The sequence below is a fragment of the Paenibacillus sp. NPDC058177 genome (assembly GCF_042883835.1).
In the GTDB taxonomy this organism is placed as follows: domain Bacteria; phylum Bacillota; class Bacilli; order Paenibacillales; family Paenibacillaceae; genus Paenibacillus_AQ; species Paenibacillus_AQ agri.
This window is the reverse complement of record NZ_JBHVVB010000002.1, coordinates 854,521-881,495: the sequence shown is the minus strand read 5'-3', so window position 1 is coordinate 881,495 and position 26,975 is coordinate 854,521. Positions and strand designations below refer to the sequence as shown.

Annotated in this window: 23 protein-coding genes; 19 read left to right on the top strand and 4 right to left on the bottom strand. The window is 43.1% G+C overall.

Annotated features, from left to right (window positions below; genetic code table 11):
• The first annotated feature begins 114 nt into the window (after positions 1–114).
• The 18 genes from ACFVU8_RS13955 (at position 115) to ACFVU8_RS13870 (ending at position 21,662) form a co-directional block, all read left to right on the top strand.
• Positions 115–1,074 (top strand): AraC family transcriptional regulator, encoded by a 960-nt coding sequence (locus ACFVU8_RS13955; protein WP_387427960.1) that lies wholly within the window; start codon positions 115–117, stop codon positions 1,072–1,074.
• A gap of 140 nt (positions 1,075–1,214) precedes the next feature.
• Positions 1,215–2,111 carry an SDR family oxidoreductase gene (locus tag ACFVU8_RS13950; protein ID WP_379468239.1) on the top strand — a complete coding sequence of 299 codons (897 nt, stop codon included), beginning with the start codon at positions 1,215–1,217 and terminating at the stop codon, positions 2,109–2,111.
• Between the two features lie 130 nt (positions 2,112–2,241).
• A complete protein-coding gene (locus ACFVU8_RS13945) occupies positions 2,242–3,447 on the top strand; it encodes an MFS transporter (protein WP_387427958.1) in 1,206 nt (401 codons plus the stop codon).
• A gap of 166 nt (positions 3,448–3,613) precedes the next feature.
• Positions 3,614–4,423, top strand: coding sequence for a phosphotransferase (locus ACFVU8_RS13940; RefSeq protein ID WP_387427955.1), 810 nt, complete (start codon positions 3,614–3,616; stop codon positions 4,421–4,423).
• Positions 4,424–4,711: 288 nt separating this feature from the next.
• Positions 4,712–6,214 (top strand): argininosuccinate lyase, encoded by a 1,503-nt coding sequence (gene argH / locus ACFVU8_RS13935; RefSeq protein WP_387427953.1) that lies wholly within the window; start codon positions 4,712–4,714, stop codon positions 6,212–6,214.
• Positions 6,215–6,297: 83 nt separating this feature from the next.
• Entirely contained in the window at positions 6,298–7,263 is a 966-nt protein-coding gene (locus ACFVU8_RS13930) for an amidohydrolase family protein (protein WP_387427951.1), read from the top strand.
• Between the two features lie 33 nt (positions 7,264–7,296).
• Positions 7,297–8,664 (top strand): extracellular solute-binding protein, encoded by a 1,368-nt coding sequence (locus tag ACFVU8_RS13925; protein ID WP_387427949.1) that lies wholly within the window; start codon positions 7,297–7,299, stop codon positions 8,662–8,664.
• 69 nt (positions 8,665–8,733) lie between these two features.
• Entirely contained in the window at positions 8,734–9,666 is a 933-nt protein-coding gene (locus ACFVU8_RS13920; RefSeq protein ID WP_379468227.1) for a carbohydrate ABC transporter permease, read from the top strand.
• Between the two features lie 15 nt (positions 9,667–9,681).
• Complete coding sequence (locus tag ACFVU8_RS13915; RefSeq protein ID WP_387427947.1) at positions 9,682–10,539, top strand: carbohydrate ABC transporter permease; 858 nt, start codon at positions 9,682–9,684, stop codon at positions 10,537–10,539.
• A gap of 20 nt (positions 10,540–10,559) precedes the next feature.
• Complete coding sequence (locus ACFVU8_RS13910; RefSeq protein WP_387427945.1) at positions 10,560–11,870, top strand: LLM class flavin-dependent oxidoreductase; 1,311 nt, start codon at positions 10,560–10,562, stop codon at positions 11,868–11,870.
• A gap of 22 nt (positions 11,871–11,892) precedes the next feature.
• A complete protein-coding gene (locus tag ACFVU8_RS13905) occupies positions 11,893–12,738 on the top strand; it encodes a sulfurtransferase (RefSeq protein ID WP_387427943.1) in 846 nt (281 codons plus the stop codon).
• Between the two features lie 220 nt (positions 12,739–12,958).
• Positions 12,959–14,680, top strand: a complete 1,722-nt coding sequence (locus tag ACFVU8_RS13900) for a cache domain-containing sensor histidine kinase (RefSeq protein ID WP_387427942.1) — start codon at positions 12,959–12,961, stop codon at positions 14,678–14,680.
• Positions 14,673–15,740, top strand: a complete 1,068-nt coding sequence (locus ACFVU8_RS13895) for a response regulator transcription factor (RefSeq protein ID WP_387427940.1) — start codon at positions 14,673–14,675, stop codon at positions 15,738–15,740. The genes ACFVU8_RS13900 and ACFVU8_RS13895 overlap by 8 nt, the downstream gene beginning before the upstream one ends.
• A gap of 113 nt (positions 15,741–15,853) precedes the next feature.
• Positions 15,854–17,029 (top strand): acyl-CoA dehydrogenase family protein, encoded by a 1,176-nt coding sequence (locus ACFVU8_RS13890; RefSeq protein WP_387428029.1) that lies wholly within the window; start codon positions 15,854–15,856, stop codon positions 17,027–17,029.
• A gap of 106 nt (positions 17,030–17,135) precedes the next feature.
• Positions 17,136–18,401, top strand: a complete 1,266-nt coding sequence (locus ACFVU8_RS13885; protein ID WP_387427938.1) for an ABC transporter substrate-binding protein — start codon at positions 17,136–17,138, stop codon at positions 18,399–18,401.
• Positions 18,402–18,495: 94 nt separating this feature from the next.
• Entirely contained in the window at positions 18,496–19,368 is an 873-nt protein-coding gene (locus tag ACFVU8_RS13880; protein WP_379468214.1) for a carbohydrate ABC transporter permease, read from the top strand.
• 2 nt (positions 19,369–19,370) lie between these two features.
• Positions 19,371–20,216, top strand: coding sequence for a carbohydrate ABC transporter permease (locus ACFVU8_RS13875; RefSeq protein WP_379468211.1), 846 nt, complete (start codon positions 19,371–19,373; stop codon positions 20,214–20,216).
• 33 nt (positions 20,217–20,249) lie between these two features.
• Entirely contained in the window at positions 20,250–21,662 is a 1,413-nt protein-coding gene (locus ACFVU8_RS13870) for a Sapep family Mn(2+)-dependent dipeptidase (RefSeq protein ID WP_387427936.1), read from the top strand.
• A gap of 129 nt (positions 21,663–21,791) precedes the next feature.
• Here ACFVU8_RS13870 and gap read toward each other — a convergent pair whose 3' ends face one another.
• On the bottom strand, positions 21,792–22,802 hold the full coding sequence (gap, locus tag ACFVU8_RS13865; RefSeq protein ID WP_379468206.1) for a type I glyceraldehyde-3-phosphate dehydrogenase: 1,011 nt from the start codon (positions 22,800–22,802) through the stop codon (positions 21,792–21,794).
• A gap of 232 nt (positions 22,803–23,034) precedes the next feature.
• On the opposite strand from gap, the gene ACFVU8_RS13860 reads away from it, so the two are divergent.
• Positions 23,035–23,658, top strand: a complete 624-nt coding sequence (locus tag ACFVU8_RS13860) for a TetR/AcrR family transcriptional regulator (protein WP_387427933.1) — start codon at positions 23,035–23,037, stop codon at positions 23,656–23,658.
• A 111-nt stretch (positions 23,659–23,769) separates the two neighbouring features.
• Here ACFVU8_RS13860 and rplD read toward each other — a convergent pair whose 3' ends face one another.
• From rplD to ACFVU8_RS13845, 3 genes are all read right to left on the bottom strand, one after another.
• The gene (gene rplD / locus ACFVU8_RS13855; protein WP_387427931.1) at positions 23,770–24,399 is read right to left on the bottom strand and encodes a 50S ribosomal protein L4; all 630 of its coding nucleotides are present in this window, start codon (positions 24,397–24,399) and stop codon (positions 23,770–23,772) included.
• Positions 24,400–24,619: 220 nt separating this feature from the next.
• Positions 24,620–24,889 (bottom strand): CD3324 family protein, encoded by a 270-nt coding sequence (locus tag ACFVU8_RS13850; protein WP_387427928.1) that lies wholly within the window; start codon positions 24,887–24,889, stop codon positions 24,620–24,622.
• Positions 24,886–25,926, bottom strand: coding sequence for a Cfr family 23S rRNA (adenine(2503)-C(8))-methyltransferase (locus ACFVU8_RS13845; RefSeq protein ID WP_387427925.1), 1,041 nt, complete (start codon positions 25,924–25,926; stop codon positions 24,886–24,888). The genes ACFVU8_RS13850 and ACFVU8_RS13845 overlap by 4 nt, the downstream gene beginning before the upstream one ends.
• Positions 25,927–26,975: the final 1,049 nt, after the last annotated feature.

Below are 26,975 nucleotides of genomic sequence, written 5' to 3'. Positions count from 1 at the left end.
AACTTTTATGAAATTGTATTATTGTTTACATAGTCCCATTTCTAATGGACCGGGATACATGTCAAAACATATGAAACAATACAGGATAGAGCCATTGGAGGTGCTATTGTACTTATGACATTCCAATCCGAACATACATTGGCTATACCTGCGAACGGTAGCATCAAGGAATCGCTTGCTGTAGAGACGCTTCGCTTGGCCAAGTTGATTAGTGACCATACTCCGTATGATGGGACCTTTAGACAACGTATTCCTGCTTTGTCTGTGGGCCGTTATTCTGCAGCAAGTAAGGACGAGGTCAAATCTTTCGACTTGCCCTCCATGTTAATTGTTGCACAAGGGGCTAAGACAGTGACAGTGGGGCAAGAGGTCTATCAATTCGCTCAATCGCAAATCCTTATGCTCCCTGTTGCGCTGCCGATTGCTTTGAAGGTTACTCACGCTAGCCGCTCGGAGCCTTATTTAAGTGTGAAGCTGGTACTTGACCCGCAAAAAATTGCTGAATTAGCGCTCAGAGTATATCCAAATGGAGTGCCTGCCGTAACGAAATGGAGTGCCGGTTATGTTCTTAATGCCGATGCAGGAATGATTAACGCTACCTCAAGGCTTGTAGAATGTCTAACCAATACCAGTGATGCCGAATTGCTCGGCCCCCTTGTAATGGATGAAATTTTGCTACGTGTTCTGCGCAGTCCTATTGGAGCTCGGATCGCTGAACTTGGTTTTGCAGGTTCGGAAGTCAATCTGGTTACAAAGGCGGTCGCTTGGCTCCGTAATCATTATTCCCATCCCATGAAAGTTGCGGAATTGGCGGAAATGGCACATATGAGTGAGTCTACTTTTCGTGTGCACTTTAAGTCCATTACTTCAATGAGTCCCCTACAATATCAAAAAGCACTTCGTCTGCATGAAGCGAGACGGTTAATGGTATCTGAAGCAATGGACGCGACAACAGCCTGCAATCTAGTAGGCTATGCTAGTCCCTCGCAATTTAATCGGGATTACAGCCGCTTTTTTGGAAATCCGCCCAAAAGAGACATTGCAGGATTACGTCAACAACTTCCGTTGAAATAGGCAACAAGTGAACCAGAACAGGCAATTCTTAGGTCAGTATATCTTCTAAAATTAAATTATCCTTGAAACCACGAATTCCGATTACGTCATCATCTTTTCGTCGATTCAAGTAGATTTAATATTTAGAGGAGGATCTCTTAATGCGTATTTTTGTAACTGGAGCGACTGGTTTCATCGGCTCTGCCGTTGTAAATGAATTGTTAACAGCAGGGCATGAAGTCATTGGTTTGGCTCGCTCGGAAGAAGCGGCTAGTGCTCTTCTTAAAGCCGGGGTAACTGTACACCGTGGTTCTTTGGATAATCCTGAAAGTCTTAGAAGCGGTGCAGAAGCAGCGGATGGTGTCATTCATACGGCCTTCAACCACGACTTTTCTAACATGACAGGTGCTGGAGTCACAGACCTGCGTGCAGTTCAGACTTTCGGTGAAGTGCTTGCCGGTTCTGGCCGCCCTTTGGTTGTTACTTCCGTAATTGGCCATCTTGCACCAAGTAGAATTAACACTGAGGAAGATGCTCCTGATGCCAGCACTGCGGGTAAGCACCGTATTGCTTCTGAAGAAGAGGCTCTATCCTTGGCTTCTAAGAACGTACGTGTATCCGTATTGAGACTACCACCTTCAGTACACGGCGCTGGTGACCGCGGCGGTTTTGTTCCGGCATTGATTAATGTCGCTCGTCGTACAGGTGCCTCAGCTTATGTGGGCGAAGGTGCAAACCGTTGGGCTGCTGTACACCGTCTGGATGCAGCGCGACTTTACCGACTGGCAGTTGAAGCTGCACCTGCAGGCTCCAAGCTGCATGCAATCGCCGAGGAAGGTGTGTCCATTCGTGAGATTGCTGAAGTCATTGGTCGCCACCTCGATTTGCCTGTGATCAGCAAGTCAGTTGAAGATGCTCCTGGTCACTTTGGTTGGCTGACGCATTTCGCTTCGCAAAACATCCAGGCTTCGAGTAAGTTGACCCAAGAACTGCTCGGATGGAAGCCTGAGCATGCGAATCTCCTGCGTGACCTGGAAGGAAATTATTTCAAAAATTGATCTAGAACGACAAGTTTTGTAGGATCGCCTTACGGCATAAACTTGAACTGGCCCCTTCCGCTAATCCAGCGAAGGGGGCTCTTGATGTGAGCTCCGCAGGGGCGTCATCTTTTAAAAAAGAGGTGTTCTTATGAACCAAGCCATATCAGCTAATCATCCCTCCAGAAATTATACCGCCATGACCATGATTCTGTGCTGGGCAGGCATGGTTATCATGTCTAGCCTGTACGTTACCCTTCCGCTCATTCCCTTGTTCTCGGATGTCTTTGGAGTATCTTCCACGCAGGCTGCAACTGCAGGCAGTATCTTCTCGTTGGGATTTGCGATAGGTTGTCTTATCTATGGTCCATTATCTGAAAAATATGGCCGCAAGAGTGTTATATTTATCGGATTAATTACGTTAATCTGCATATCTTTGCTTATTGGCCTGGTCCGCGATTTTTCCTGGATCATTGTATTACGTGGATTTCAGGGGGCGGCTGCGGCAACGTTCTCTCCTGTTGCACTTGCCTATGCTGTTGAAATGTTCCCTGCGCAAAAACGGGTCACGGCGATCGGGTTCATTACAACCGGATTTATGGTAGCCGGAATCGTTGGACAAGTGATGAGTGGAATTGTTAGCCAATATTATGGATGGAACGCCATTTTTTATTTTTTGGCAGTGGTTTATTCCATTACTGCTATCCTGGTCTTGAAATTCCTGCCTAAAGCGGATTTTCAGAATCCAAATTCCAGTATCCTGGATCCGATTCGAAACATAGGGAAATTATTTGCCCGTAAGAACCTCATACTTGCTTATTTAGTGGCGTTGGTACTTTTGATGTCGTTCGTAAGTATGTCGACGGTGCTCGGCACATATTTGAGCGGCTCGACATTTGGGCTAAGCAAACAGGAGAGTTTATACGTTCGTTCCGCTGGTGTGTTAGGGATGTTGCTTTCACCCTTTGCAGGACTGCTTGCTGAGCGTTTCGGCACAATGAAGATATTGCGTGGAGGATTATTATTAGCTGTACTCGGGCTTGCCTCTTTAGGTCTAATCTCAAACTTAACGTTGCTTGTGATTATGAGCGTCATCTTTATTGCGGGCATCGCTCTTGTAGGTCCAGCCCTCATATCTCTTGTGGGTCAGTTTGGTGGGCAATCGCGTGGCATCGCGGTATCTGTTTATACGTTTATCCTGTTTGCGGGAACGAGTTTAGGGCCAATTATTGCGATTCAGTGCATGAGAACGGACAACTTCTCGCTCACCTTTATTTTGTTGGCACTTGTGCTGGGGATCGGATTCTTGGCTTCTTGCCTGATTCGTAACGATGCTGCCAAAGAGGTCGGAAGCTGATGGAAAGAGTCGTTTTTACGCTAACGGGCAGTTAGCCTGTGATCTGCTAGGGTCATGAATGTTTAATTATAATTGTTTTTGATCAGTAAAAATCAGTAGCATTTTGCTATTATCAGGTGAGAACCTCAGGTGAAATCTGCAATGATCATGCATGGAGAAGCGAGGAATGAACCTTATGACTCAAGAAGAAGTGTTGAGTGGCGGAAATGTAAACCATATAGTTCGTATAGGAGACACTGTTCGTCGCCCTATAGGATATTGGAGTTCAAGTGTTCATGAACTGCTCAAACATTTAGAAAGACAAGGCTTTGAGGGAGCACCAAGATTTCTCGGAATCGATGACTCCGGCCGTGAGATATTGACATTTGTTAGTGGAGATATTAATCAGCCGGAGCTTGAAACATACACATGGTGGACGGACGAAACGCTTGTGGGCTTGGCGCAACTTTTACGTCAGTTCCATGATGGGACGGGGTCCTTTACACCCAGTAGTGAGGCCAAATGGCAGCTTATATATGCTAATGATGCCGAGCACGAAGTGATCTGCCATAATGATGCAGCGTTTTATAACCTTGTCTTTAGGAATGGTCAGCCGGCGGCGCTGATTGATTTTGATATGGCAGGCCCAGGTCCGCGCCTGTTGGACATTGCATATACCCTGTACACATCGATACCGCTTGGCGATTTCATGCCTTACTTTTCTTCAGGGAAAATGGAAATAGTACCCTATCAGCATGAAAAACATGCTGCAGAGCGCCGTCGGCGAATTCATTTGTTTTTTGAATCTTATGGTATACCCGTTCCTACTAATCTGCGGGAATGGATTATTGAACGATTGATTGTTCTATGTGATACGATAAAAAATTTTGCTGCTAACGGAAACCAGGCTTTTCAAAAGATGATTGATGAGGGACAGTTGGCTCACTATGAGAATGAGATTGCATTTGTAGACGATCATTTCGATGATTGGATATAGAAACCGAATATTGAGCTAACGAGAACCGCATCATAAGTAACTGAGAAAATAAACCCCTCAATCTCACAATTTTTATATACTCATATTTTGTTAATAAAAAAAGTATTGTAAATAATTTCAAATGATGCTATCATCCTTTTCATATCATTCCAATAAGAATAATACACATTCAACCGGACAGCCGGAGATGTCGCACGCTTGCGATTTTCTCTGGCTGTTTTTATTTTCCCTGCCATTTATCTTTCCGCTATTGATCGTAACGGCGTTTATAAAGGGAGGTCCTATAATTTGGTCATTAGAAGGCATGGACAAGAGGAGGGAAACCAGTTTCCCAGTAAAACCTACGTGGAAGCCGTGCTGGAACCCGCCTACAATCATGCGAAGCAAGAGCTGCTCTTACCGATGATTGCAGTACATAAAGCACATCTCGTTATGCTATTTGAGCAAAGTTTATTATCCAAAAAGGATGCCACAAACATAGCAAAGGCTTTACTCAGCATTGATTTGGAGCAATTTAGACAAGGGAATTACACTGGACAGTTTGAGGATTTATTCTTTGAAGTTGAGGATAAGCTTCTGAAATTATCGGATGACTCTTCAAGTAATCTGCATCTTGCACGCAGTCGCAACGATATGGGGATTGCCATTTACCGAATTACATTACGGCAAAAGCTGCTTCGAACACTTCACTCTGCGCTTGAACTACATGCTAGCCTGCTTGATTTTGCCGGGAAGCATACGGAGACGATCTTTATCGCCCATACTCATACTCAGCAAGCACAGCCTACTACAATCGCCCATTATATCGCCGCGGTAAGTGATTCACTGGCCCGGGATATTCGCAGGCTTCAGGCTGCTTATGCCAACTGTAATTTAAGTAGCCTGGGAGCAGCTGCTCTAACTACGTCAGGCTATGACATCAATCGAGAACGTGTGGCAGAACTGCTTGCGTTTGATGGACTCGTCGAGAACTCTTATGACGCGGTAAGTGGAGCAGATTATGTTGCTGAGATTGCTTCTGGTACGCAGCTGGCAGCGATTAATCTCGGGCGTTTCGTTCAAGAGCTATTGCTGTGGTGTACTCAGGAATTTGCGGTTATAAAGGTTGCTGCCCCTTATGTACAAATCAGTTCGATTATGCCGCAAAAAAGAAACCCCGTGTCGATCGAGCACATTCGCTCGTTATTATCCAGCATTGTTGGAGCTTCTCAAACTGTGCTCACGATGATTCATAACACCCCTTTTGGCGATATCGTCGACACGGAGGATGATCTGCAGCCCTTTGCTTGGAAAAGCCTTGATACGCTTGAGGTTGTCTACAGACTGCTGTCAAAGGTAATTGACTCCTTGGAAATCAATAAAGATGTACTTAACAAGCGTGCAGCAGCGAGCTTTGCAACCGTAACAGAGCTTGCAGACACGTTGGTAAGGGAAGAAGGAATTCCATTCCGCAATGCTCACAAAATTGTAAGTAGGCTTGTGTCACAGGCAGTTGAACAAGGGATAGGCGTTGGGGAATTAGACCTGCAATCCCTGAATGAGATCGCTATTCATACCATCGGCGGTCCTCTTAGGCTCAGCAGGGAGAAATTTAAGCTAGCTCTAGACCCTGAGCATTTTGTCAACATCCGCAAGCTTAGAGGAGGACCGAGTCCGAGTGAAATCAAACGGGCATTGGAAGCTCAACACGGCAGGCTGCACAGCTTGGAAGAGTGGCTTAGTGAACGAGAAACACATTTAGCGACCGCCTCAGCACAGCTCGATGATAGTTTAACCAATTATATAAGATGAACAAAAGAAAGTGACGACCGAGCCCTACGTTTGATCATAATTTCGTCTTATATAGAACCAGTCAAAAGAAATGGAGTGATCGGATGTTTCGCAAATCGTTCAAAGTGTTTGATATTCACGGACATCTACCCTACCAGCTTCAATTAGGCAGCAAAAATAGTCATGCACTTATTTCAAGCTACGGCGCCGAGCGCAGCGAACGAATGCGTCTGACCTGGGACTTTCCCGAACCGGCACCTGTACATGACGAGAGTGATACTACCCCACTGATTGATCGATGGGTTCAGGAGCTTGATAAATACGGAATCGGTGGGCTGAACTTTCTAACAGCCTTAAATAATGACAATATGGCAGACCAAATTTCCAGACATCCAGACCGCTTTACGGGCTTTGCTTATCATTCGATTGAGGAAGAAGGTGCGGAGGCTGAGCTGCGCAGAGCGGTCAATGAGCTTGGCTTGAAGGGCTACAAACTGTTTGGACCGTTAATCTCACGCCCCTTTGATGATCCTTCTTTCACACCGATTTGGAACTTCTTATCTGAAAAGAGATTACCTGTACTTATCCACTTTGGCTTGCTAGGTCATGCGGGAGGGATCGCTCATCATCCCAATATTAGTCCGCTTGCTATTTTTAATACGGCTCGTGATTATCCGGACATTCCATTCATTATTCCGCACTTCGGAGCTGGATATTTTCAGGAATTGTTGCACTTATGCTGGAGCTGCCCGAACGTGTATGTAGATACGTCAGGCTCTAACCAGTGGATGCGTTGGATGCCCTACGAGCTAACCTTGGAGTCTGTACTTCGCAAAACCTATGAGCTAATCGGACCAGACCGGATCATTTTCGGTACAGATGCTAGCGGTTTTCCAAGAGGCTTCCCTTATCGCTACTTACAGGATCAAGTTCGTGCAACGCGTGATCTTCGCATACCAGAAGACGACATTGAAAAAATATTCGGCAATAATGCGCGTCGCCTATTGAACCTTGAACAGCTACGGCATGATGAAGTTACCTCGAATACAACCTTTTCCAAGCAAGGTTAGTATAGACATTTTATAAAAATAGGAGTGGATATCATGCAAAATCAAAAAGGGATAAAATCAATCACAACCTTGCTCGCCATCATCTTGGTGCTTGCTGGATGCAGCAGTAACAGTAGCGGCAGTAGTAATGATAAAAAAGAAAGCGCAAAGCCGTCCAATGCGGCGACCGAACCTACAGCTTCGGAAAAGAGTGAACCGGAAAAAGAAGTATCGATTGAATATTGGCAATATGAATTTCCAGCTAAAGTCGAGCTGATTGATGAACTCATTACAGAATTCCAAACCCTTCATCCAAACATTAAGGTCAAGCAAACCAACTTCCCCTATGACCAATATAATCAAAAGGTAGCCACGCTCGTACCGGCAGGAAAAGGCCCGGATATTATTAATCTCTATTATGGCTGGTTACCGAAATATGTTGCCGCAGGCTACTTGCAGCCACTGCCTCAAGACAGCTTCCCTACTGCGGAAATTGAAAAAGACTACTACCCGCTCGTTGAAGCCGCCAAAATCGACGGCTCCTACTACGCCATTCCTACCGCAGTGCGCACACTCGCTTTATTTTATAACAAAGACCTGCTAGACAAGGCACAAATCAAGGAGCTTCCAACGACTTGGGAGCAGCTTGTCGAAGATTCTATAAAACTAACCGAAAAGGATGCTAAAGGTCAGTTTGTTGTAGAAGGCTTGGCATGGGAGCCTGGGGCACAGCTGCATCACTGGTATCGTGATGGTCTTTTGCCTCAAGCGGGCGGCCAGGATTTAAGCGAAGATCGCCGCAAAATTTTATGGGGGGATACGCCAGCTGGCTTGGAAGCTTTCCAATACTTGCTCGATTTCGCCATCAAGCATAAGGTCGGTATTAATGGTTTCTATGAAAATGATAGCAATGCTTTTATGAATGGTTACGCAGCACTCAATATTGACGGTTCGTTCCGTCTAGGCTCCATTAAGAAGGATTTTGCGAACTTGAATTTCGGAGTTGCACCACTTCCATCTTATAAAGCCCAGTCAACACCGTCCTCGTTCTGGGCGAATGCAATCCCGAAAAACGTAGAAGGGGATAAGCTAAAAGCCGCTACGGAGTTTCTGAAATTTTTAACAAGCAAAGAAGTTCAAGAGAAATGGGTGGACCGGATCGGGGAACTGCCTGCACAGAAAGCAGTAGCAAGCCAGGATAAATATGTGAAGGATGAGAAGCTCGGACCTTTCATCACTCAGCTTGATCATAGCCGTGCGCATTTCTTCATCGATGAGACGCAAGAAAAAACGCTGTTTGTCGATGCGACCAATGAAGTATTGGTAAACCATGTTTCTGTAGAGAAGGCCTTTGGCGATCTTGTGGCAAAAGTGCAAAAGCTCTACGATGACTACTGGGCTGAGGTCGACAAGAAAAAATAATAGCAGGATCAGCGGCGCTTAGCTCATTGCTAGCGCCCTATCCTTCTTTAAAGGGAGGAAATATCAGAGATGCTCACACATGTCATCAGACTTACTGCCCGAAAAAGCAGGGAGCTGTTCCGTGTAAGGCTGTCCTATCAGACGCAGCGATACCTGTTTATTTATATCGTGCTGGGTATACCGTTATTGTATTTCCTCAGCACACGCATGATCCCCATCTTCTATGCCTTTAATGTAAGCGTAAGGGAATGGAATTTGTTGTCCTCAGAGAAGCCCTTCGTCGGTTTTGAAAATTTCAGCACTATATTCAGCGATGAAATTTTTAGTAAATCCATCTTAAATACATTCAAATTCGTTCTTATAGGCGTCCCAGGCCAGCTCATTGCTGGTCTAGCTGTTGCTTTGCTTCTGCAAAGCATTTATCGTTTTCGTGGCTTTTTCCGAACCATCTATTTTATCCCTTACGTAACAAGCATTGTCGCCGTTAGCTGGGTATTCCGTTGGATTCTCATGCGTAATGGCTGGTTGAATGAAGTGTTACTACAGTTAGGGATAGAGCCGCAATTATTTTTACAATCTCCACGCCAAGCGCTAATTCTTGTGACATTAACGATGATCTGGCAAAGCATCGGCTTCCAAATGCTGGTGTTCATGACTGGGCTAGAGGCGATACCTCGAATGTATTATGAAGCTGCGTCTATTGACGGAGCAAGCGGATGGCGGAAATTTGTTCATATTACGCTGCCTTTACTGAATCCTGTGATCGTATTTTCAGCAGTGATTGGTGTCATCTCTTATCTGCAATCCTTTGGGCAAGTGCTAAGCATGACTAACGGGGGACCTCTAAACAGTACAACAACGATGGTACTCTACATTTACAATTTAGCGTTCCAGCAGTTCAAGATGGGCAGAGCAGCGGCTGCCACGGTAGTGCTATTTGCGATTATTTTAGTACTCACTCTACTGCAATTAAAAGTTTTGAATAAAAAAGTAGAATATTAATAGGAGGACGCTCCAATGAGCTCAGCAAGGAAAGTCCAAAGTAGCAAGAGATTACCCGTTAAGAAGCTTCATACGGCACTCATTTACTTATTGCTCATTATCGGTGTCGGGATTATGCTGTTTCCTTTTTTATGGATGGTTGCCACTTCTTTTAAAATTCCGCAGGATGTATATAACTTGAGCTTGATCCCAGAGACCATAACATTCGATAACTATGCTACGATTTTTAAAAAGGCTCCGTTTGGCGACTGGATCAAAAATACACTTATTATTTCTTTAATTGGAACTGCCACGGTTGTTATTTTTGATACGGCGGCAGGCTACGTACTCGCCAAATTTTCTTTTATCGGCAAGCAGGTTATTTTTCTTATCATCATTAGCACGATCATGGTGCCAACGGAAATGCTTATTATTCCATGGTATTTGATTGCCAACGAATTTGGCTGGTCAGATACCAACTGGGGTGTGTTGTTCCCTAGCATTATTACAGCCTTTGGGATCTTTCTTATGAGGCAATTTATGGACTCTATCCCCTCTGAACTACTTGATGCCGCCCGCATCGACGGTCTAAATGAGTGGCGTATTCTGCTTAATATAGCGATTCCACTCGTAAAGCCTGCTATCGTTACCCTAATCATTCTCACGTTTATTGGAAACTGGAACCAGTTCATTTGGCCGCTGATCGTGCTACAAACGGAAGAGAAATTCACATTGCCTGTCGGGATTGTTTATTTCTCCAGTGAGCTCAAGGATACAAGTAACTGGATTCTGATCATGGCCGGAACAACAATTTCAATAGCGCCACTGATCTTGTTATTCCTTATTTTCCAAAAGCAAATTATACGTGGCATCGCACTAAGCGGTATGAAATAAGAAGAGTAAAGGTGATAACGATGAGCGAACAAAGTCGTAGAATGATATTAAACCTGGCTCTCCAAAATTCTGGTTCCCACAAAGGCGCATGGCGCCATGAGAGCACACAGTTAAAAGATATTCACGACATCAAGCAGTATCTTCGAATTGCTCAAAAAGCTGAAGCGGCTCGTATCGACTCGCTTTTTATTGCAGATGGTCTATCCATTGAAGCTACAGCGGTGCAATATAGTCCGATTTTTGGGTTCGAGCCTCTAACCTTACTTGCGTCAATCGCAACTGTAACGGAACGGATTGGTTTAATCGCTACTGTATCCACTACGTTCAACGAGCCCTATAATTTAGCTAGATTGTTGTCTTCGCTGGACCATATTAGCGGGGGGCGAGCGGGCTGGAACATTGTAACGACGGGGGTTGAGCGAACAGCGTTTAATTTTGGACTATCGGAATTACCCCCTCATGCGGAACGCTATGAGCGTGCCCGTGAATTTACAGAGGTGGCCTTAAAGCTATGGAATAGTTGGGAATCTGACGCGCTTGTGCAGGATAAAGAATCAGGGGTGTATGCGCTGGTCGATAAGGTACACGAGATCCACCATGAGGGGAAGTTCTATTCCGTACGTGGAGCATTAAATCTTATGCGCTCACCTCAAGGCAGACCTCTTCTGATCCAAGCTGGCGCCTCTGAGGACGGTAGAAATCTTGCTGCTGGGTTTGCAGAATTACTGTTCACGATTCAGCAGTCCATTGAGGATGCACGTATCTTTTACAAAGACATTAAAGATAGAGCCATAGCAGCTGGACGATCTCCCGAGCAGATTAAGATCCTGCCAGCCCTTCATGTTATCGTCTCTGAAAATGAAGAAGATGCGCTTAAAATCGCTACGGAGCTTCAGCAGCTGGCACCTATTAAAAGAGCGGTTATGTCATTATCCAACCTGCTTGGCATTGATTTCTCAGGCTATCCACTGGATGAGCCATTCCCCGAGCTACCGGATAGAAGTGGAGGCAATGCATATCAGTCCTTTTATCAAATGGTGCAAAAAGTAGTGAATAATCAGACGGTAACCCTGCGGGAACTCCTCGAGAAGCATTGGGTTGGGCATGGTCAGTTAAACATTGCAGGGACGCCAAAGCAAATAGCTGATACTATGGAAGAATGGTTTATAAGTGGTGCAGCCGATGGTTTTACGGTTATGCCTGAGCTAGCTAGCGGAGGAGCAGAAGCATTCCTTGATCTGGTTGTTCCGGAATTACAACGCCGTGGCTTGTTTCCAACAAGCTATACAGGGCACACGCTAAGGGAGAATTTAGGCTTCGAGCCACTTTAATTGTAGAGGGGAGTTTGTTATTTTGACGGATCAACACTCATCATATCCTAACGGTCATCTGCTTGTAGATAGCGAATGGCTGGAAGAGCATAGAGGCGGGCAGGATTTGATTCTGCTTGACGCTAGAGCCAATAACTACGAAATCTCGCATATTCCGGGTGCTTACTGGTTGAATGTCAAAGCATTTAAAGAGCCTGTTCAAAAATCGATTGTTCCTAAAGAGCAGATACAACAATTGTTAGAGGACTTCGGGGTCACCAAGGAGTCAACGATTGTAATTTATGACGAAGGTAATAATGTGCTTGCCACACGTGCCTTTTATGTTCTTGAGTATTACGGGCTGCGAGATCAATTGAAGCTCCTTAATGGCGGCTTTGCGGCATGGACGGCAGAAGGTTATGAGGTCTCTAGCGATCAGCCGTCACCTCGCAGCGAGGGTTCAATAAGTCTAACTGCTAACCCGCTACTCATTACTTCCAAAGAGGAACTTCAGGCAGGACTACAAAATGTTATTCTGCTAGATACACGCAGCATTTTAGAGTATAACGGTGAGGATCAGCGTAACAATAGAAGAGGGGGACGTATTCCCGGTGCGATTCATAAAGAATGGCGTGACGCACTCCAGGAAGCAGACGAGAAGGGGGTTACCCGTTTTAAGGATCATTCTGTCCTGGAAAAGGAGTATACCGAAGCTGGTCTTGAGCGGCCCCAGACGATTATTCCTTATTGCCAAACCAACCAACGCGGGGCACATACCTATTTTGTGTTACGTTTACTTGGATACCCGGATATCCGTCCGTATGAGGGATCTTGGGAGGAATGGGGAAATGATGAGTTTACGGAGATTGAGTTAGCTAGTAAAAGCTAAAAATGAACTCTCGTATATCCTCAATATTGATAATTTTCTGTAATATAACCCACTAAAGTTCGCTTCTCAGATCGTCAGAAATTTAGAAAACTTCGATATTCCCAACAACTATACTCTTATTCCCTTATTGTTTTACTGGGGAATATAGAGTATTTTTTATTAGAGCATTGTTTCCGGGGTTCGATAGAAGTGGTTAGACGGTGCAAGGGGAGAATTCGGAATGAAAATAAGAATCAGACATAAGCTGGTACTGTTTGTCTTGATCGGTGTTCTATTGACGAGCGGCATTAGCCTTTTGTACGTACAAAATATGCATAAATTATATGAACAGCTTGTCTATGAACAAACAAGTGAAAAGCTATATTTGTATTCAGAGCGAATTGAGGACAAGCTAGCCGCCATTGATCGAATGACACAATCGATTGCAAGTGACGCTGACATTCAGCAAGGGCTGGAGAAGATCAAGCAGAGCAAGAATAGTCGCGAAACCTATTATGCGATTCATGCGATGGAAGAGAAGCTGTTGTCGTACCGTTTCTTTAATTATCCGATTCGCTCTGTAGCGATTATTGATTATTGGGGCAAGGGTTACTGGCTGGGCACAACCAAGGATGAGACTGCACCAGCTTATAGTAAGCAATTTATTGCAATGGCCGCTCAGAAGGAAGGGGGCAGTCTGTGGAAGGGTGGGGAAAGAGATTCCAAGATTTTTACTTCCTTAAGGGAAATAAGGGGAGTGAAGAGCATGGATTTTCCATCGTTAGGGACGTTAATTGTTCGAGTGAATGCGGATGATTTAATTGAATCCATGGGCTCCAATCCATCATCTTCCAATAATAAGTTACTCATCTATGAAGATCATACCCCAATCTATTGGAATGATGAGCAGTGGAAAGATAAGCCTATGCCAAGCTCTTTAATACAGAATGAACGATCAGGTGAGCGCTATGAGATGGTCACGTTAAATCATCATAAATATTTAAGTACCTTATCTACAATGAGCTTTACAGGTTGGACATTGGTGAATCTGGTCCCTTATGAATCGTTATTTCAGAAAGCCATTCTGATGAAGAAAATACTACTGCTGTTATATACGCTCATTCTTGTTTCGCTTGTGTGGATAGGCTTAATTTTTGCAAGAAGCATTACACGTCCTTTGGAGACGCTGGCTGTTCGGATGAGCAAGGTAGAGCAAGGTGATTTTGCGACTTATCGAGAAGAGCCTGTGAGGAATAGGGATGAAATCGGATGGTTAACGAATAGCTTTGACAAAATGACAGCCTCATTAGACCGCTTAATTAAGGATAATTACATCAAACAAATCCATCTCAAGGAGTCTCAGTATGAAGCGTTGAAGGCGAAGCTGAATCCTCATTTTCTCTACAATACGTTAGATTCTATTAACTGGCTGGCACGCAGACAGGGACAAGAGCGCATCTCCAGTATGGTTAAAGCTTTGGGTGATATGTTGCGAAGCACAACAAGTCGAAAGGAAATGGTCATGTTACAGGAAGAAATTCAGCATGTACATAACTATTTACTCATTCAGAAATATCGTTTTGAAGAACGACTGCAATGTGAAATCAATATTCCTGATGAATTAAACCAATGTTATATTCCTGCAATCATCCTCCAGCCTATCGTTGAAAATGCTATTAAGTACGGTATTGATGAATTAACAGGAGAGTGTCACATTACGATTAGCGGGGAACGTTTTGGCGAGCAATTAGAGATTTGGATTGCGGATCAAGGTCCAGGGATGGACACGCATTATTTAGAGCAAGACTCGGGAGAGGGCATTGGATTAAGAAGCATTCATGAACGTTTGCGATTACTGTACGGAGAGCCCTATGGTATTGGGATTTTGGAAGGCATGGATCAAGGAACCATTATTCGAATTACAATTCCTGTTTTATTGAAGGAGGGAGATAGTCATGTCTAGCTATCGGGTCTTAATCGTCGATGATGAACGAATGGCAAGGGAAGGAATTGCAGAAGCCATAGACTGGATTACCCTTGGTATGGAGTTGGTAGGGACAGCTATCAATGGACAGCAGGCATTAGAGAAGATTCAAGCGCTCCAGCCGGATGTAGTCATTACGGATATTAAAATGCCTATTATTGACGGACTTCAATTAATTGAGCAGGGCTCAAAGATTTCTTCCCAGATTGTCTTTATTGTATTGTCAGGATTCGGAGAGTTTGAACTGGCTACTCAGGCGATGCGTTTTGGGGTGCGACGGTATTTACTAAAGCCAAGTGATGAGCATGAGATTACTGAGGCTTTGCAGTGGTCTAAGGGCGAGGTAGATGTTATTCGTAGTAATGCTGCGGGCAACATTGCTTCAAGCATGCCCCAAAATCAAGGAATCCTTTCTTCCTCTATCCCTAGTGATTTGCTCCAGGCGATTGTTGATGGTGATGAAGCCCAATTAATGAAGATATCGAGAGCATGGATCGAGCAATTATTAAGTGAGGGGTTATCATTGCATACCATTCAAGACAACAATAATCATGTCCTGTCCTATATCCGCACCCAGTTGAAATCTGAATATGGCATTAGTACAGTACACACAAATGTAGAAAGTCAAGATATACAAGCGTTCCAGAAGGAGTTAGGCAAGCTGTATACAAGCTATCATTACCGGAAAATTGATAAGAAGGCGATGCTGGTTATAAAAATAAAGCAATTAACGATCCAGCATATTCAGAATAGACAGCTTTCTTTGCAATGGCTGGCGCAGCATTATTTATTTCTTAACTCGGAGTATTTGGGTAAGCTGTTTCGACAAGATACAGGAGAGAAATACACTCAGTTCTTGACCTCTGTTCGCATGAAGAAGGCGAAGGAGCTATTGCTTTTACATCCTACATTGAAAATATATGAAGTAGCTGAACAATGTGGATTTGAGCAAGATCCGCAGTATTTTTCTAATGTATTCAAGAAGTTTTATGGGTTTACACCTAATGAATATCGTAAACAGCATTTGGCGGATGACTAGTACGGCTTTTTACAATGAAAAACTCGGATTTTTTATATTCAATTTTTAAGGAAATAACATTACTATTAAACGAAGTAAACCACTATGGATTATGAGAAAGGCAGTTGTTAATGATGACATACTCTGATTCTTCAGATCGTTTTATACGAAATGAGCGGGAAGCAAAAATTGCAGCAAGAGCAGATCAGCTGGCAGGGATTTTTGCAGAGCGAGCTCCTAAGCATGATCTTGAAGGAACATTTCCCTTTGAGAATTTTAATGAGTTAAGAGATAGCGGATACCTTGCTTTTACCGTACCAAAGCAATATGGAGGAGAGGAAGCATCGATTTACGAACTGGTTCTTTCTCAAGAGCGACTGGCAAGAGGAGACGGCTCCACTGCACTGGCAATCGGGTGGCATATTGGTTTATTGAAGCAGCTTCATCTATCAGGTGCAATTCCAGAAGAGCTTTTTAGTGAGCTATGTCTTGAGGTTGTAAATGATGGGCTTGTATTGAATGAATTGGTAAGTGAGCAAGCAATGGGCAGTCCGACCCGTGGTGGTAAGCCTGAGACGACAGCCGTTAAAGTTGAGGGTGGCTGGCGGATAACCGGTCAGAAATCGTACTGTACGTTAAGTCCGATTCTTAACAAGTTTATTATTGCAGCTACGATGTCAGATACCGATACTGTAGGATCATTTCTCGTAGAAGCAGGCGATGGCGCCACAGTGCTGGAGACATGGAATACGATAGGCATGCGTTCCACAGGCAGTCATGATATTGCATTGAAAGAGGTATTTGTTCCGGACCGATATCTCATTCGTGGAAAAGCAAAAGATCAGCTGCGCAAGCCTGTTCCAACAGACGGTAACATGCTGCATATTCCAGCTTGTTATCTCGGAATTGCACATGGCGCCAGGGATTTCGCCCTTTCATTTGCAGCGAACCACCAGCCTAATTCATTACAAGTTCCAATCGCTGAGCTACCTAATATTAAGCGTCTAATTGGAGGAATTGAGCTTGATTTAATTACAGCAAGAACCTTCCTTTATGATACTGCAGATCGTTGGGATAAGGAAATCAACAATCGTGAAAATTTGAAGATTGAGCTAGGTGTTGCTAAACATCTTGCTACCAATGCGGCACTCCGTGTAGTTGATCACGCAATGAGAATTGTAGGCGGCTTGAGTCTTTCTAAGAGTTTCCCGCTGGAGCGTATGTATCGCGATGTTCGTGCAGGACTTCATAATCCGCCAATGGACGATGTTGTCATTACGAATCTAGCGAATCGTGCATTAGGGAAGTAAGTACCCCGGGGACAACATCGACCAGAAGTCCAAATATTCACCGTAGTGACGGCCAAGCCTTAAGTGAGAATCTTAAATTCGTCTTATATAGATAGGGGAGAAAGAGATGAAAAGAAGTGCAAAGCTGTCTGTTACAGCTATGTTATTAATGTCCATAATTCTGACGGCATGCGGGAAGGAAAACGTAGCAGAGAATGGAAATGCAAGCGAGAGCGATGTTGTTAAAATCGAGTTTTTCCAGCAGCAGGGTGAGGAAGCTATTCAAAATGCCTATCACGAAATTATTGCTGATTTTACAAAGGAAAATCCGAATATCGTAATTAATATGAATACCGTACCTGACCCGGTTAAAGTATTAACCTCTCGTTTTGCAACAAATGATATCCCACCCCTATTCACTGATTTTCCTACACAGCTTCAATTTAAGGAAAAAGTGAAAAATGGCTATATCGAAAACTTAAGCGATCAACCTTTTATCAAAGATGTTAACGAAAAATATTTGGATATGACTGCAGCAGATGACGGTGGATACTACTCTTTGCCGTATGCTCGAAATTATATGGCAGTGTACTATAATATCGATCTATTTGAACAAAATCATGTGAAAATCCCAACCACCTATGCTGAATTTATCGAAGCCTGCAAACTATTCCAAAGCAAAGGCATTACACCGCTCTATCTTCCATTGAAGGATGTAGGTCATATCTTCCAAGCAACGAACATTGCTTTTGCACCTGGTGGTGTTGAAGAAATGGTTAAAGTGGCTAAGGGCGAAGGTCAAGTGGAAGGCAATCCGGTATTCTTGGAATTTGCTAAGAAGCTCAAAGAACTAACGCAGTATGCTAATAAGGATGCTTTTGGTGTGAGCGCTCAAATGATGCAAGAAGCCTTTGCTAATGGTCAAGCCGCTATGATTATTTCTGGCTCATATGGACGTGGGAATATTAAGCTTGCTAACCCTAATTTGAAATTCGGTGCGTTCCCACTTCCCAACGATACTGTAGATACAACGACAGCTTTATCAGGTGTCAATGCTTCCCTATCTATCTCGGCAAAAGCAAAGCCTGAGGAAAAAGAAGCTGCGCTTACCTTCTTAAAGTATATTGCCCGACCAGAGGTTGCTCAGAAATGGTCTGATCTATCTGGCGAACCTTCCATTATTAAGGGTACAACCTATGGCGATCAATATTTACAGCCTATCCTTGATTTTATCGACAATGGCAGAGTTCATGACTGGATGTCATCAACGCTCCAAAGTGCGATCGTAACGGAGCTTTATAGTACAACTCAAGGTTATCTCATTAATAACGATACGCCTGAACAATACCTCAAGAACATTGATGAGACGATCAAGCTTAACGCTGTTAAGTAAATCAATAGCTTTGAACGGAGCGACAATTTGAGCATTCAAATTGTCGTTCCCTATTTACAAGCTTCACGTAACAATGAGATGAGGAAGGTGCAGCATGATAGGCAAATTTCTAGAACGCTCAACTTATTTCTTATTCACGGTTCCGGCTATCATTCTGTATACACTATTTTTTGCTTATGCAGTTATTGTAGGTATTCAATATAGCTTTACAGATTGGAATGGGATTAGTTCTAGCTACAATTATGTAGGGTTTAGTAACTATGTGGAGCTATGGAATAACCCGAATTTTAGGAACTCATTATTAGTTACTGGAAAATATGCAGTGATGCTTGTAGCAGGAGTAATGAGTTTGTCATTAATTTTAGCTTTAAGCTTAAATTCTCTTAAGAAGCTGCAAACCTTTACCAAGTCGATATATTTCGTGCCGGCCATCATTAGTGCTGTAACCATTTCTTTAATTTGGGACCAGATATTTGTGCGAGTCATTCCTCCGATTGGTCAGGCCTTAAACATTATGGAATTATTCCAAAGTCCTTTAGCCCATCCCAAGTATGCTTTGTTTGCTGTTGTGATTGTTAACATTTGGCAGGCCGTGGCCTTGCCGACCCTTATCTTTATTGCAGGCTTGCAATCGGTTCCCTCCGAGCTGTATGAAGCGGGGAGAATTGATGGGGCCAGTACCTTTAACCGTTTTCGTTATATTACATTTCCATTTCTAATTCCGACGATTACCGTAAATATGGTGCTTGCGATTAAATCAGGTATCACTTCCTTTGACTATGCCTATACCCTGACAGGTGGCGGTCCAATAAAATCCACTAATGTTATTGGGATTATGATATATAATGATGCATTTCAGAACTTAAAGTTTGCGATGGCTAATGCAGAATCAGTTATATTGTTTATCGTTATTGCGGTGTTATCTTTTATCCAAATTAAATTAACACGTAAAGGTGGTGTCCATTAAGTATGAATGTATCGATACGAAAAGAAGGGCTTGGCTGGCGTATTCTCCGAAATATCATTTTACTTATTGGAATCATCATTATATTGGGGCCGATGTATCTTGTTATCATTAATTCCTTTAAGACATTAGAAGAAGCTGGTAAAGGTTTTTTCAGTTTTCCCAAAGCATTGAATTTTTCGAATTACGCAGAGTTGCTGTCTAAGGGAAATTACTGGAGAGTGGTATGGAATACGGCCTTGATTACAGTCGGATCTGTATTCATCGTTCTTGTGATTAATCCTACCGTTTCTTATGCTATTGCCCGTAATCGTCATAAAAAATATTATAAATTTCTATATCTCTATATTCTGTTAGGATTGTTTGTGCCCTTTCAAGTAATTATGCTTCCTTTAACTAAAATCATGACCAATATGGATCTATTAAATCCGTTTGGACTTATTTTATTATATGGAGCGCTTAGCTTAACAAGAGGGGTATTTCTGCTCGTCAATTATATTGAAGGAATGCCTACCGAAATTGAAGAGGCGGCACGAATTGATGGCTGCAGCACCTTTCAAATCTATTATCTGGTTACATTACGTTTAATTATGCCGATGCTAGTGACGCTTATCATTATGGATTCATTATGGTTCTGGAATGATTTTATGCTTCCATTACTAATTTTGAATAAAGCGAAGGAGTTCTGGACACTACCCCTATTTCAATATAACTTTAAGACCGAATATTCCTTCAATTACACCATGGCCTTCACTTCGTATTTAATGGCGATGTTGCCTATTATCGTGATCTATGCAGCCGGTCAGAAGTACATTATCGCGGGACTAACAGAAGGTGCAATTAAAGGATAATGAACAAGACACTCCAAGATCGGGGGGAAGTTAATGAGAGGTTTAGTTATTGAAGAGCAGATTGAACAATGGATTGAAAAGCATAAGACAGAGCTATTAGAAGACATTGCCGGATTAGTAAGTATTCCAAGTGTAGCCAGCTATGATCCATCCTCTCCTTATCCGTTCGGGGAAAAGTGTGCGGAGGCTATTCAGTACATATTGAATTTAGGTCAACGCTATGGCTTGCAAACGTTTAACCGGGAGTATTATTGCGCAGTCATTAGCATGGGCGATGAGACAAAGCGATCTGTAGGCATTTGGGGACATGTCGATGTTGTTCCTGCAGGAGAGGGGTGGAGCTACCCGCCCTTTTTTTGTACACAAAAGAACAGTTTTCTCATCGGCAGAGGTGTACAAGATAATAAAGGTGCTGTCATTGCCGTTCTTTATGCACTCAGATTTATTCAGGAGCTGGGTATCCCGTTAAACTATCAGCTGCAGCATATTATGGGAAGTGGCGAGGAAATAGGTATGCTTGATGTTGCGTATTATCGTGAGCATTATCATGCCCCTGACTTTAATATTGTGGCGGATAGCGGATTTCCGGTCTGTTATGGAGAAAAGGGAATGCTCTCTGTTACCTTAAGCTGTAATATTGCTGATTCGTCTATCCTTCGTATACAGGGGGGAGTGGCTTCTAATAGTGTGCCTGGTTATGCTGAGCTTATTGTGCGGCGTGATGAAGCAGCGGTTGCCAAGCTAAACCACCTGCCATCTCATATTCAGTATAGTCAGACGGAAGAAGAGATTACATTATTCGCAGTCGGCAAGTCCGGGCATGCCGCATTTCCTGAAGGGACAAGTAATGCGATAGCAGTCCTTCTTGAGCCATTGCTCCAGTGTGCCTGGTTTGAGAATTCTACTCATAAGCAGCTTGAGAACATTTATGATATTTGCAGTCATTATGATGGAAAGGCATTAGGCATACATTGTGAGGATAAGCTTTCTGGAGCTTTAACCTGTGTCGGAACGTTATTACAAGGGCGGGATGGACGGCTGGCGTTGGAGTTAAATATTCGCTACCCTATTCATCAGTCATCCGAGGTGCTGCTGCAGCAGTTACAGGAAAGTGGCTTTACCCTGACTAATATTCATGATAGTGAGCCGAGTTATTATGACCCCGATACGCCAGAGGTAAAACGTCTCATGGAAGTTTATCAAGCCGTAACAGGAGAGCAAGGTGAGCCTTTTGTAATGGGTGGAGGTACTTATGCCAGAAAGCTGCCTCACGCGGTAGGTTTTGGCCCTGGTTTGCCGACTGATTTCTCATCGCTTAATCTGCCTCCTGGTCATGGTCAAATTCACGGCCCGGATGAGGTGCAGTCCATTCCTAATCTGATCACTGCGTTAAAGATTTATATTGTAGCTCTATTAGAGCTAAATGAGTTGTATGAAGTGGGGTAACAATACGCCAGAGTAATTCGTAATTTAAAAAGGAAGGGTCATCGGTACCTCCGAAAGGGTAAGCGACAGCCATACCATAAGGAGAGAACACCGATGACCTATTTTGTCCGAAAGAAAGTTCGGGATCTATTACTTGGCGATTTTTGCGAAATATTCTAATGTTCTAACCAGTTGAGCGGTGTAGGACATTTCATTATCGTACCAGGCTACGGTTTTCACCAGTTGTTGGTCGCCTACAGTTAGAACTTTTGTTTGCGTGGCATCAAAAAGGGAGCCGAATGTCATTCCCTTCACATCAGAAGAGACGATTTGGTCTTCCGTATATCCGTACGTATCTGGATCAGATGCTTCTTTCATAGCGGCATTCACTTCATCCACTGTTACGGTGGTGTTCAATACGGCTACGAGTTCCGTTACGGAGCCTGTTGCCACAGGCACACGTTGAGATGCACCATCAAGCTTGCCCTTCAGTTCGGGAAGAACAAGGCCAATGGCTTTTGCCGCACCGGTGGAGTAAGGAACAATGTTCTCTGCAGCTGCCCGTGCTGCGCGGAAGTCACCTTTTGCATCCGGCGCGTCAAGGGTGTTCTGGTTGCCTGTATAGGCGTGAACGGTTGTCATCAACCCGGATTGAATGCCAAACTTATTGTTCAGAGCATTAGCCATGGGAGCCAGACAGTTTGTTGTACAGGAAGCGCCGGAAATGACGGTTTCCGTTCCGTCCAGCGTTTCATGGTTTACGTTATACACGATGGTCTTCATGTCGCCTGTTGCCGGAGCGGAGATAACGACTTTCTTTGCTCCGCCCTTCAGGTGAAGCTCAGCCTTTTCTTTAGTGGTGAAGAAACCTGTACATTCAAGCACGATGTCTACGCCAAGCTCGCCCCAAGGGATTTCTTCAGGGTTACGGTTAGCCAGCACTTTAATTTCTTGACCGTTAACAGTAAAAGCTCCATCATGAACTTCGATATCACCATGGAAAGTGCCTTGTGTAGTATCATATTTGAGCAGATGGGCCAGCATTTTTGCGTCAGTCAGGTCGTTTATGGCCACAACCTCGATATTTTCCACCTCTTGAATTCGACGAAAAGCGAGTCTTCCGATCCGCCCAAAACCGTTAATGCCTACTTTTACACTCATTGCATAAACCTCCTGTTTTCGTTCGAAATCCATTCCACATTATTTTGTCCAATAGAACTTAAAGGTAAGCACTGAACCGAAGCCAAACAAGCTTGCCTTTGGAATGGGTTTGTTTTAAGATAAAAGATACCGATCGGTATCTTTATTATATCAGGATTTTAGACATTGGCAAGGCTTCGGTCGTAAAATTTGATATAATGTTACATTAGAATAAGGTCATTCGGAGGAACCCATGAAAAAAGGAGATCGAACAAGAGAGCACATTATTATGAAATCGGCAGCAATCTTTAATCAGAGAGGATATGCCGGTACATCGTTAAACGATATTATTGCTGACACCGGAATTAAGAAGGGGGGCATCTATCGGCATTTTACAAGTAAAGATGAGATTGCGCTTGAAGCCTACAATTACGCTGCCAGTTTGGTTAGCGGGAAATTTGCCGAGGCGGTCGACCGAGAGCAGTCTGCGTCAGGGCGGTTACTTGCATTTTTTCGTGTGTATGAGGATGTTGTTGATAATCCACCATTTGTTGGCGGATGCCCGATGCAGAATACAGCAGTAGAAAGTGACGATACGCATACGGAGCTTCGTGATCGGGCAAGGCAAGGGCTGCATACCTATTTGGATATGATGAAGAGCATCATTCTTGACGGGATGAATAGTGGGGAGTTCAAGGAAGACCTTGATGCGGAGGCCCTTGCTTCATTTGCCTTTTCTTTGCTCGAAGGAGGCATTTTGCTCAGCAAGCTGGATGGGGATAACAAGCATATGCAAATCAATACAGCATGTTTTGCGTCCTATTTGCAGAATTGTTGTTTAAAGACTAGTACTGATCAGAATGTAACGAGGTTATGACCGAGAACGTTAAAACTTCTCTGAATAGCGACATAAAATCAGCGTTTGATGAAAGTACATTAGATAGTATATCTAATGTACTTTTTTTATTTAGATATTAATGTAACAGACCTAAAATGAAGAGTACATTTCCGTAATCATATTCATAGCTTCTTTCGTAATTATTAATTTCTCATAATTCAAAATGGTATATACATTAAGGGAATCAGCTACGGCAGTTTCTACACCAGGTATATTATTGGCGCTTTTAAATACAATAGGGTCCATCTCTGGTTTAACGATCAGGGATTTTTTATTTGCTCCAAGGGCATTAAGCATAGCGACAATAGATTTTGTTCTGTAATTCTCTAATTTGATCTCATCAACAACAATAAGTTCCTGGCTCTGTACTTTACTAGATAGCGCAGATTTAATAGCAAGTCGCTTAACCTTTTTATTAAGTTTGTAGCTGTAGTCGCGAGGTTTGGGAGCGAATACAACGCCTCCGCCACGCCAATGTGGCATACGAATTGAACCTGCTCTAGATCTATCAATTTTATTCTGCTTATACGGTTTTCGGCCACCTCCTCGAACTTCACCGCGTGTTAATGCGGATTGTGTTCCTCTGCGTTGATTTGCCAGATAGTTAACAACTGCTTCATGCATAACAGACTCATTGGGAATAATCCCGAATATGGATTCTTCAAGTTCCATTTCATCAACAATATTACCCTCCATATCAAAAACATTGACCTTCAACATTGTTCTTTCCTCCAGACCGTAAACAGTCACGATATGATTAAAATATCAGTGACTTTATTCGAATTAATAACGATATTTGTAAGGTTAACAGATAAAAATTACATAAACTATACACAAAATGGCTCTGTATTATTTGGTATAACAACGAGGATTAGCTGTAATAAAAAAGCCACCGCAGCCCTAAAGCTAGGGCATGGCGATGGCGAAATTGATTATGCATTTAGTCTGATTTGCTATAAATTATCTTTCTTATAGCATAAACAGAAAGACAGTAAACTTCGGCAAGATCTTGAATCGAAGCACCGGAAGTATAGGTCTCTATGATTTCACGATTCCGTCTATCAATCTCTTCTCGCGAACCGGATCGTTCTCCCCAATGTTTATGCTGATCTTCTATTGCGGGAATGTAGATGTACTCACCATGAACAAAATTTTGCAATTTTAAAATTAATTCTTTTGGGAGAATTTTATTGGCGTTGATATATTTCATGTAAGTTCACCCCTTCCGTAGAGCTGTCTGCATGCTGCATCAATGTCCGTTCCGAATTGCGTCCGCACAGTGACTTTAATTCCTTTTGATTTCAGGATGCTGACAAAGCTTTGTACCCGCTCCTTGTCTGATTGATGAAAGCTCTCAGGCGTTACGTCGGTTGCATTGTAGGGGATCAAATTCACATGATATAAATGTTCCCACGGCCCTCTGTTCTTTAACAAAGCTGCAATAGATTCTGCATGCTCATTTGAGTCGTTCTCTCCGCGAAGCAAAATATAGGCAATATATACTTTTCTGCCTGTAGCGCAAATGTGCTGATCCAGTTTGTTCAACACATCATGAAGAGGAAATCGATTGTTAATAGGCATAAGCTTACTGCGCTGCTCGTCGATTGGAGAATGCAGAGAGAAGGTAAGGTTAACCTGCGGGAATTCCATAGTCAGACGATCGATACCCGGCAGAATTCCGATGGTAGACACAGTAATTCTTCGATGACCTAAGGCGAAAATCCGTGGATCCGTTAGCATCTTAAGTGTGTCGAAGATGTTGGGATTGGCTAACGCCTCGCCCATGCCCATAAATGAAACACTATCCAACGCGTGACCACTTAGATGAAAATATAACAATTGATCGGTTATTTCATCAGCTGTTAGATTTCGCTTCAATCCAATTGTCCCCGTAGCACAGAAGCTACAGCCATACCCGCATCCGCACTGACTGGAAATACAATAGGATTTCCAACCGCGCTCATAGCATAATTGAACGGCTTCGATATGTTCACCGCCTTGAATAGCAAAAAGCACCTTGTTCACTTGTGCAGATGTTTTTTGAATGACTGGGGTTAAGCCCAAAACCTGTTCACCAAGATGTTTAATTAATTCCTTTCTTATCGCTTTGGGTAGTATAGTCATTCGATCATACTCGCCGATTCTTTGCTTAAAAATTGCGTCCGCAATTTGTTGAAAACGATATGCGGGCTGTTTTAAGTCAGTCAGTATTTGCTGTATCATTTCGTATTTCGAAGTTGATTTCATGTGCTTTTCTCCTTTTGAGCCGGAGAAAATGTCCTATATCGAACATGAACATTGACCAACTATATAGATTGAACTGGAAAATCAAAAAAGGAGAAAGGATTGAAGGGAAAGTTTGGAACTGTAGGAGCGGTACAAATAAAAGAAATCTGGAGACAACAGCGGCCGAAAGTCCAAACATTTCCCGTAATGACGTTCTTGCTCCGTATAAAGATCTTAGGTTCAATTTATACAGTTATAATCCACGAAGCTTGTAGCTAAGTTGCTATGTGCATCTATCAATAGATGGAAAATGCTCCGGCATCCGTTTATTGTGATCGTGAACCGTGCCAACGGATAATGAACAGTTCACTTTTACATGTACAACCTCAAACATTTTGAAAGCCTCCTTAAGATAAAAGTCTATTGCTGTATTACAGACTCACAATTTCAGTGGTGACATCTGGCAAAACAAAATGGGCTACAAGAAAGTTTCCCTTCTTGTAGCCCAAATAAATACACTATTCCTTAAAAGCGTGACTGGATTAGTAATGTATAACTTTGAGTGAAGAGAATAAGTAACTTCCTTGCCTAAAAAGAATAAAACAAATGATGTTTTATCTTCTCTAACTAAGCAAGAAATTTTACATTACTCTCCTCAACCCCTGTCAACAAAGTTGCTGATAGTTTAGCACAGCAACCTTTTTTTTTCAATCTATATAAGACGAATGAAAGAAATTAACAGAGGGCGGGGAGGAACGAAGGGGAGGTTTGGAACTGTAGGAGCGTAGCGCTCGTCTGAAAGCTTTCTGCAGGAAAGCTCGCATCGGAAGCACAGGCTGTCTCCGGATTTTATCCGCGAATAGCGGTATAATCAGAAAAATCTGGAGACAACAACGGCCGGAAGTCCAAACATTCCACCGTAGTGACGACCAAGCCTTGAGTGAGAATCTAAAATTCGTCTTATATAGGAACCCTGAAGAATTTTTGTTATAGAAGACTTAATACTTAATTAAGAAAGTTGTAATGGGCGTTTAATTACAATTGCAAAAGGCTTGTTCTACAATTCAACT

Excerpts from the sequence above, each read along its gene's own strand:
- ACFVU8_RS13955 (WP_387427960.1), top strand. The coding sequence starts at position 115 with ATGACATTCCAATCCGAACATACATTGGCTATACCTGCGAACGGTAGC.
- ACFVU8_RS13950 (WP_379468239.1), top strand. The coding sequence starts at position 1,215 with ATGCGTATTTTTGTAACTGGAGCGACTGGTTTCATCGGCTCTGCCGTT.
- ACFVU8_RS13945 (WP_387427958.1), top strand. The coding sequence starts at position 2,242 with ATGAACCAAGCCATATCAGCTAATCATCCCTCCAGAAATTATACCGCC.
- ACFVU8_RS13940 (WP_387427955.1), top strand. The coding sequence starts at position 3,614 with ATGAACCTTATGACTCAAGAAGAAGTGTTGAGTGGCGGAAATGTAAAC.
- ACFVU8_RS13930 (WP_387427951.1), top strand. The coding sequence starts at position 6,298 with ATGTTTCGCAAATCGTTCAAAGTGTTTGATATTCACGGACATCTACCC.
- ACFVU8_RS13925 (WP_387427949.1), top strand. The coding sequence starts at position 7,297 with ATGCAAAATCAAAAAGGGATAAAATCAATCACAACCTTGCTCGCCATC.
- ACFVU8_RS13920 (WP_379468227.1), top strand. The coding sequence starts at position 8,734 with ATGCTCACACATGTCATCAGACTTACTGCCCGAAAAAGCAGGGAGCTG.
- ACFVU8_RS13915 (WP_387427947.1), top strand. The coding sequence starts at position 9,682 with ATGAGCTCAGCAAGGAAAGTCCAAAGTAGCAAGAGATTACCCGTTAAG.
- ACFVU8_RS13910 (WP_387427945.1), top strand. The coding sequence starts at position 10,560 with ATGAGCGAACAAAGTCGTAGAATGATATTAAACCTGGCTCTCCAAAAT.
- ACFVU8_RS13900 (WP_387427942.1), top strand. The coding sequence starts at position 12,959 with ATGAAAATAAGAATCAGACATAAGCTGGTACTGTTTGTCTTGATCGGT.
- ACFVU8_RS13895 (WP_387427940.1), top strand. The coding sequence starts at position 14,673 with ATGTCTAGCTATCGGGTCTTAATCGTCGATGATGAACGAATGGCAAGG.
- ACFVU8_RS13890 (WP_387428029.1), top strand. The coding sequence starts at position 15,854 with ATGACATACTCTGATTCTTCAGATCGTTTTATACGAAATGAGCGGGAA.
- ACFVU8_RS13885 (WP_387427938.1), top strand. The coding sequence starts at position 17,136 with ATGAAAAGAAGTGCAAAGCTGTCTGTTACAGCTATGTTATTAATGTCC.
- ACFVU8_RS13880 (WP_379468214.1), top strand. The coding sequence starts at position 18,496 with ATGATAGGCAAATTTCTAGAACGCTCAACTTATTTCTTATTCACGGTT.
- ACFVU8_RS13875 (WP_379468211.1), top strand. The coding sequence starts at position 19,371 with ATGAATGTATCGATACGAAAAGAAGGGCTTGGCTGGCGTATTCTCCGA.
- ACFVU8_RS13870 (WP_387427936.1), top strand. The coding sequence starts at position 20,250 with ATGAGAGGTTTAGTTATTGAAGAGCAGATTGAACAATGGATTGAAAAG.
- gap (WP_379468206.1), bottom strand. The coding sequence starts at position 22,802 with ATGAGTGTAAAAGTAGGCATTAACGGTTTTGGGCGGATCGGAAGACTC.
- ACFVU8_RS13860 (WP_387427933.1), top strand. The coding sequence starts at position 23,035 with ATGAAAAAAGGAGATCGAACAAGAGAGCACATTATTATGAAATCGGCA.
- rplD (WP_387427931.1), bottom strand. The coding sequence starts at position 24,399 with ATGTTGAAGGTCAATGTTTTTGATATGGAGGGTAATATTGTTGATGAA.
- ACFVU8_RS13850 (WP_387427928.1), bottom strand. The coding sequence starts at position 24,889 with ATGAAATATATCAACGCCAATAAAATTCTCCCAAAAGAATTAATTTTA.
- ACFVU8_RS13845 (WP_387427925.1), bottom strand. The coding sequence starts at position 25,926 with ATGAAATCAACTTCGAAATACGAAATGATACAGCAAATACTGACTGAC.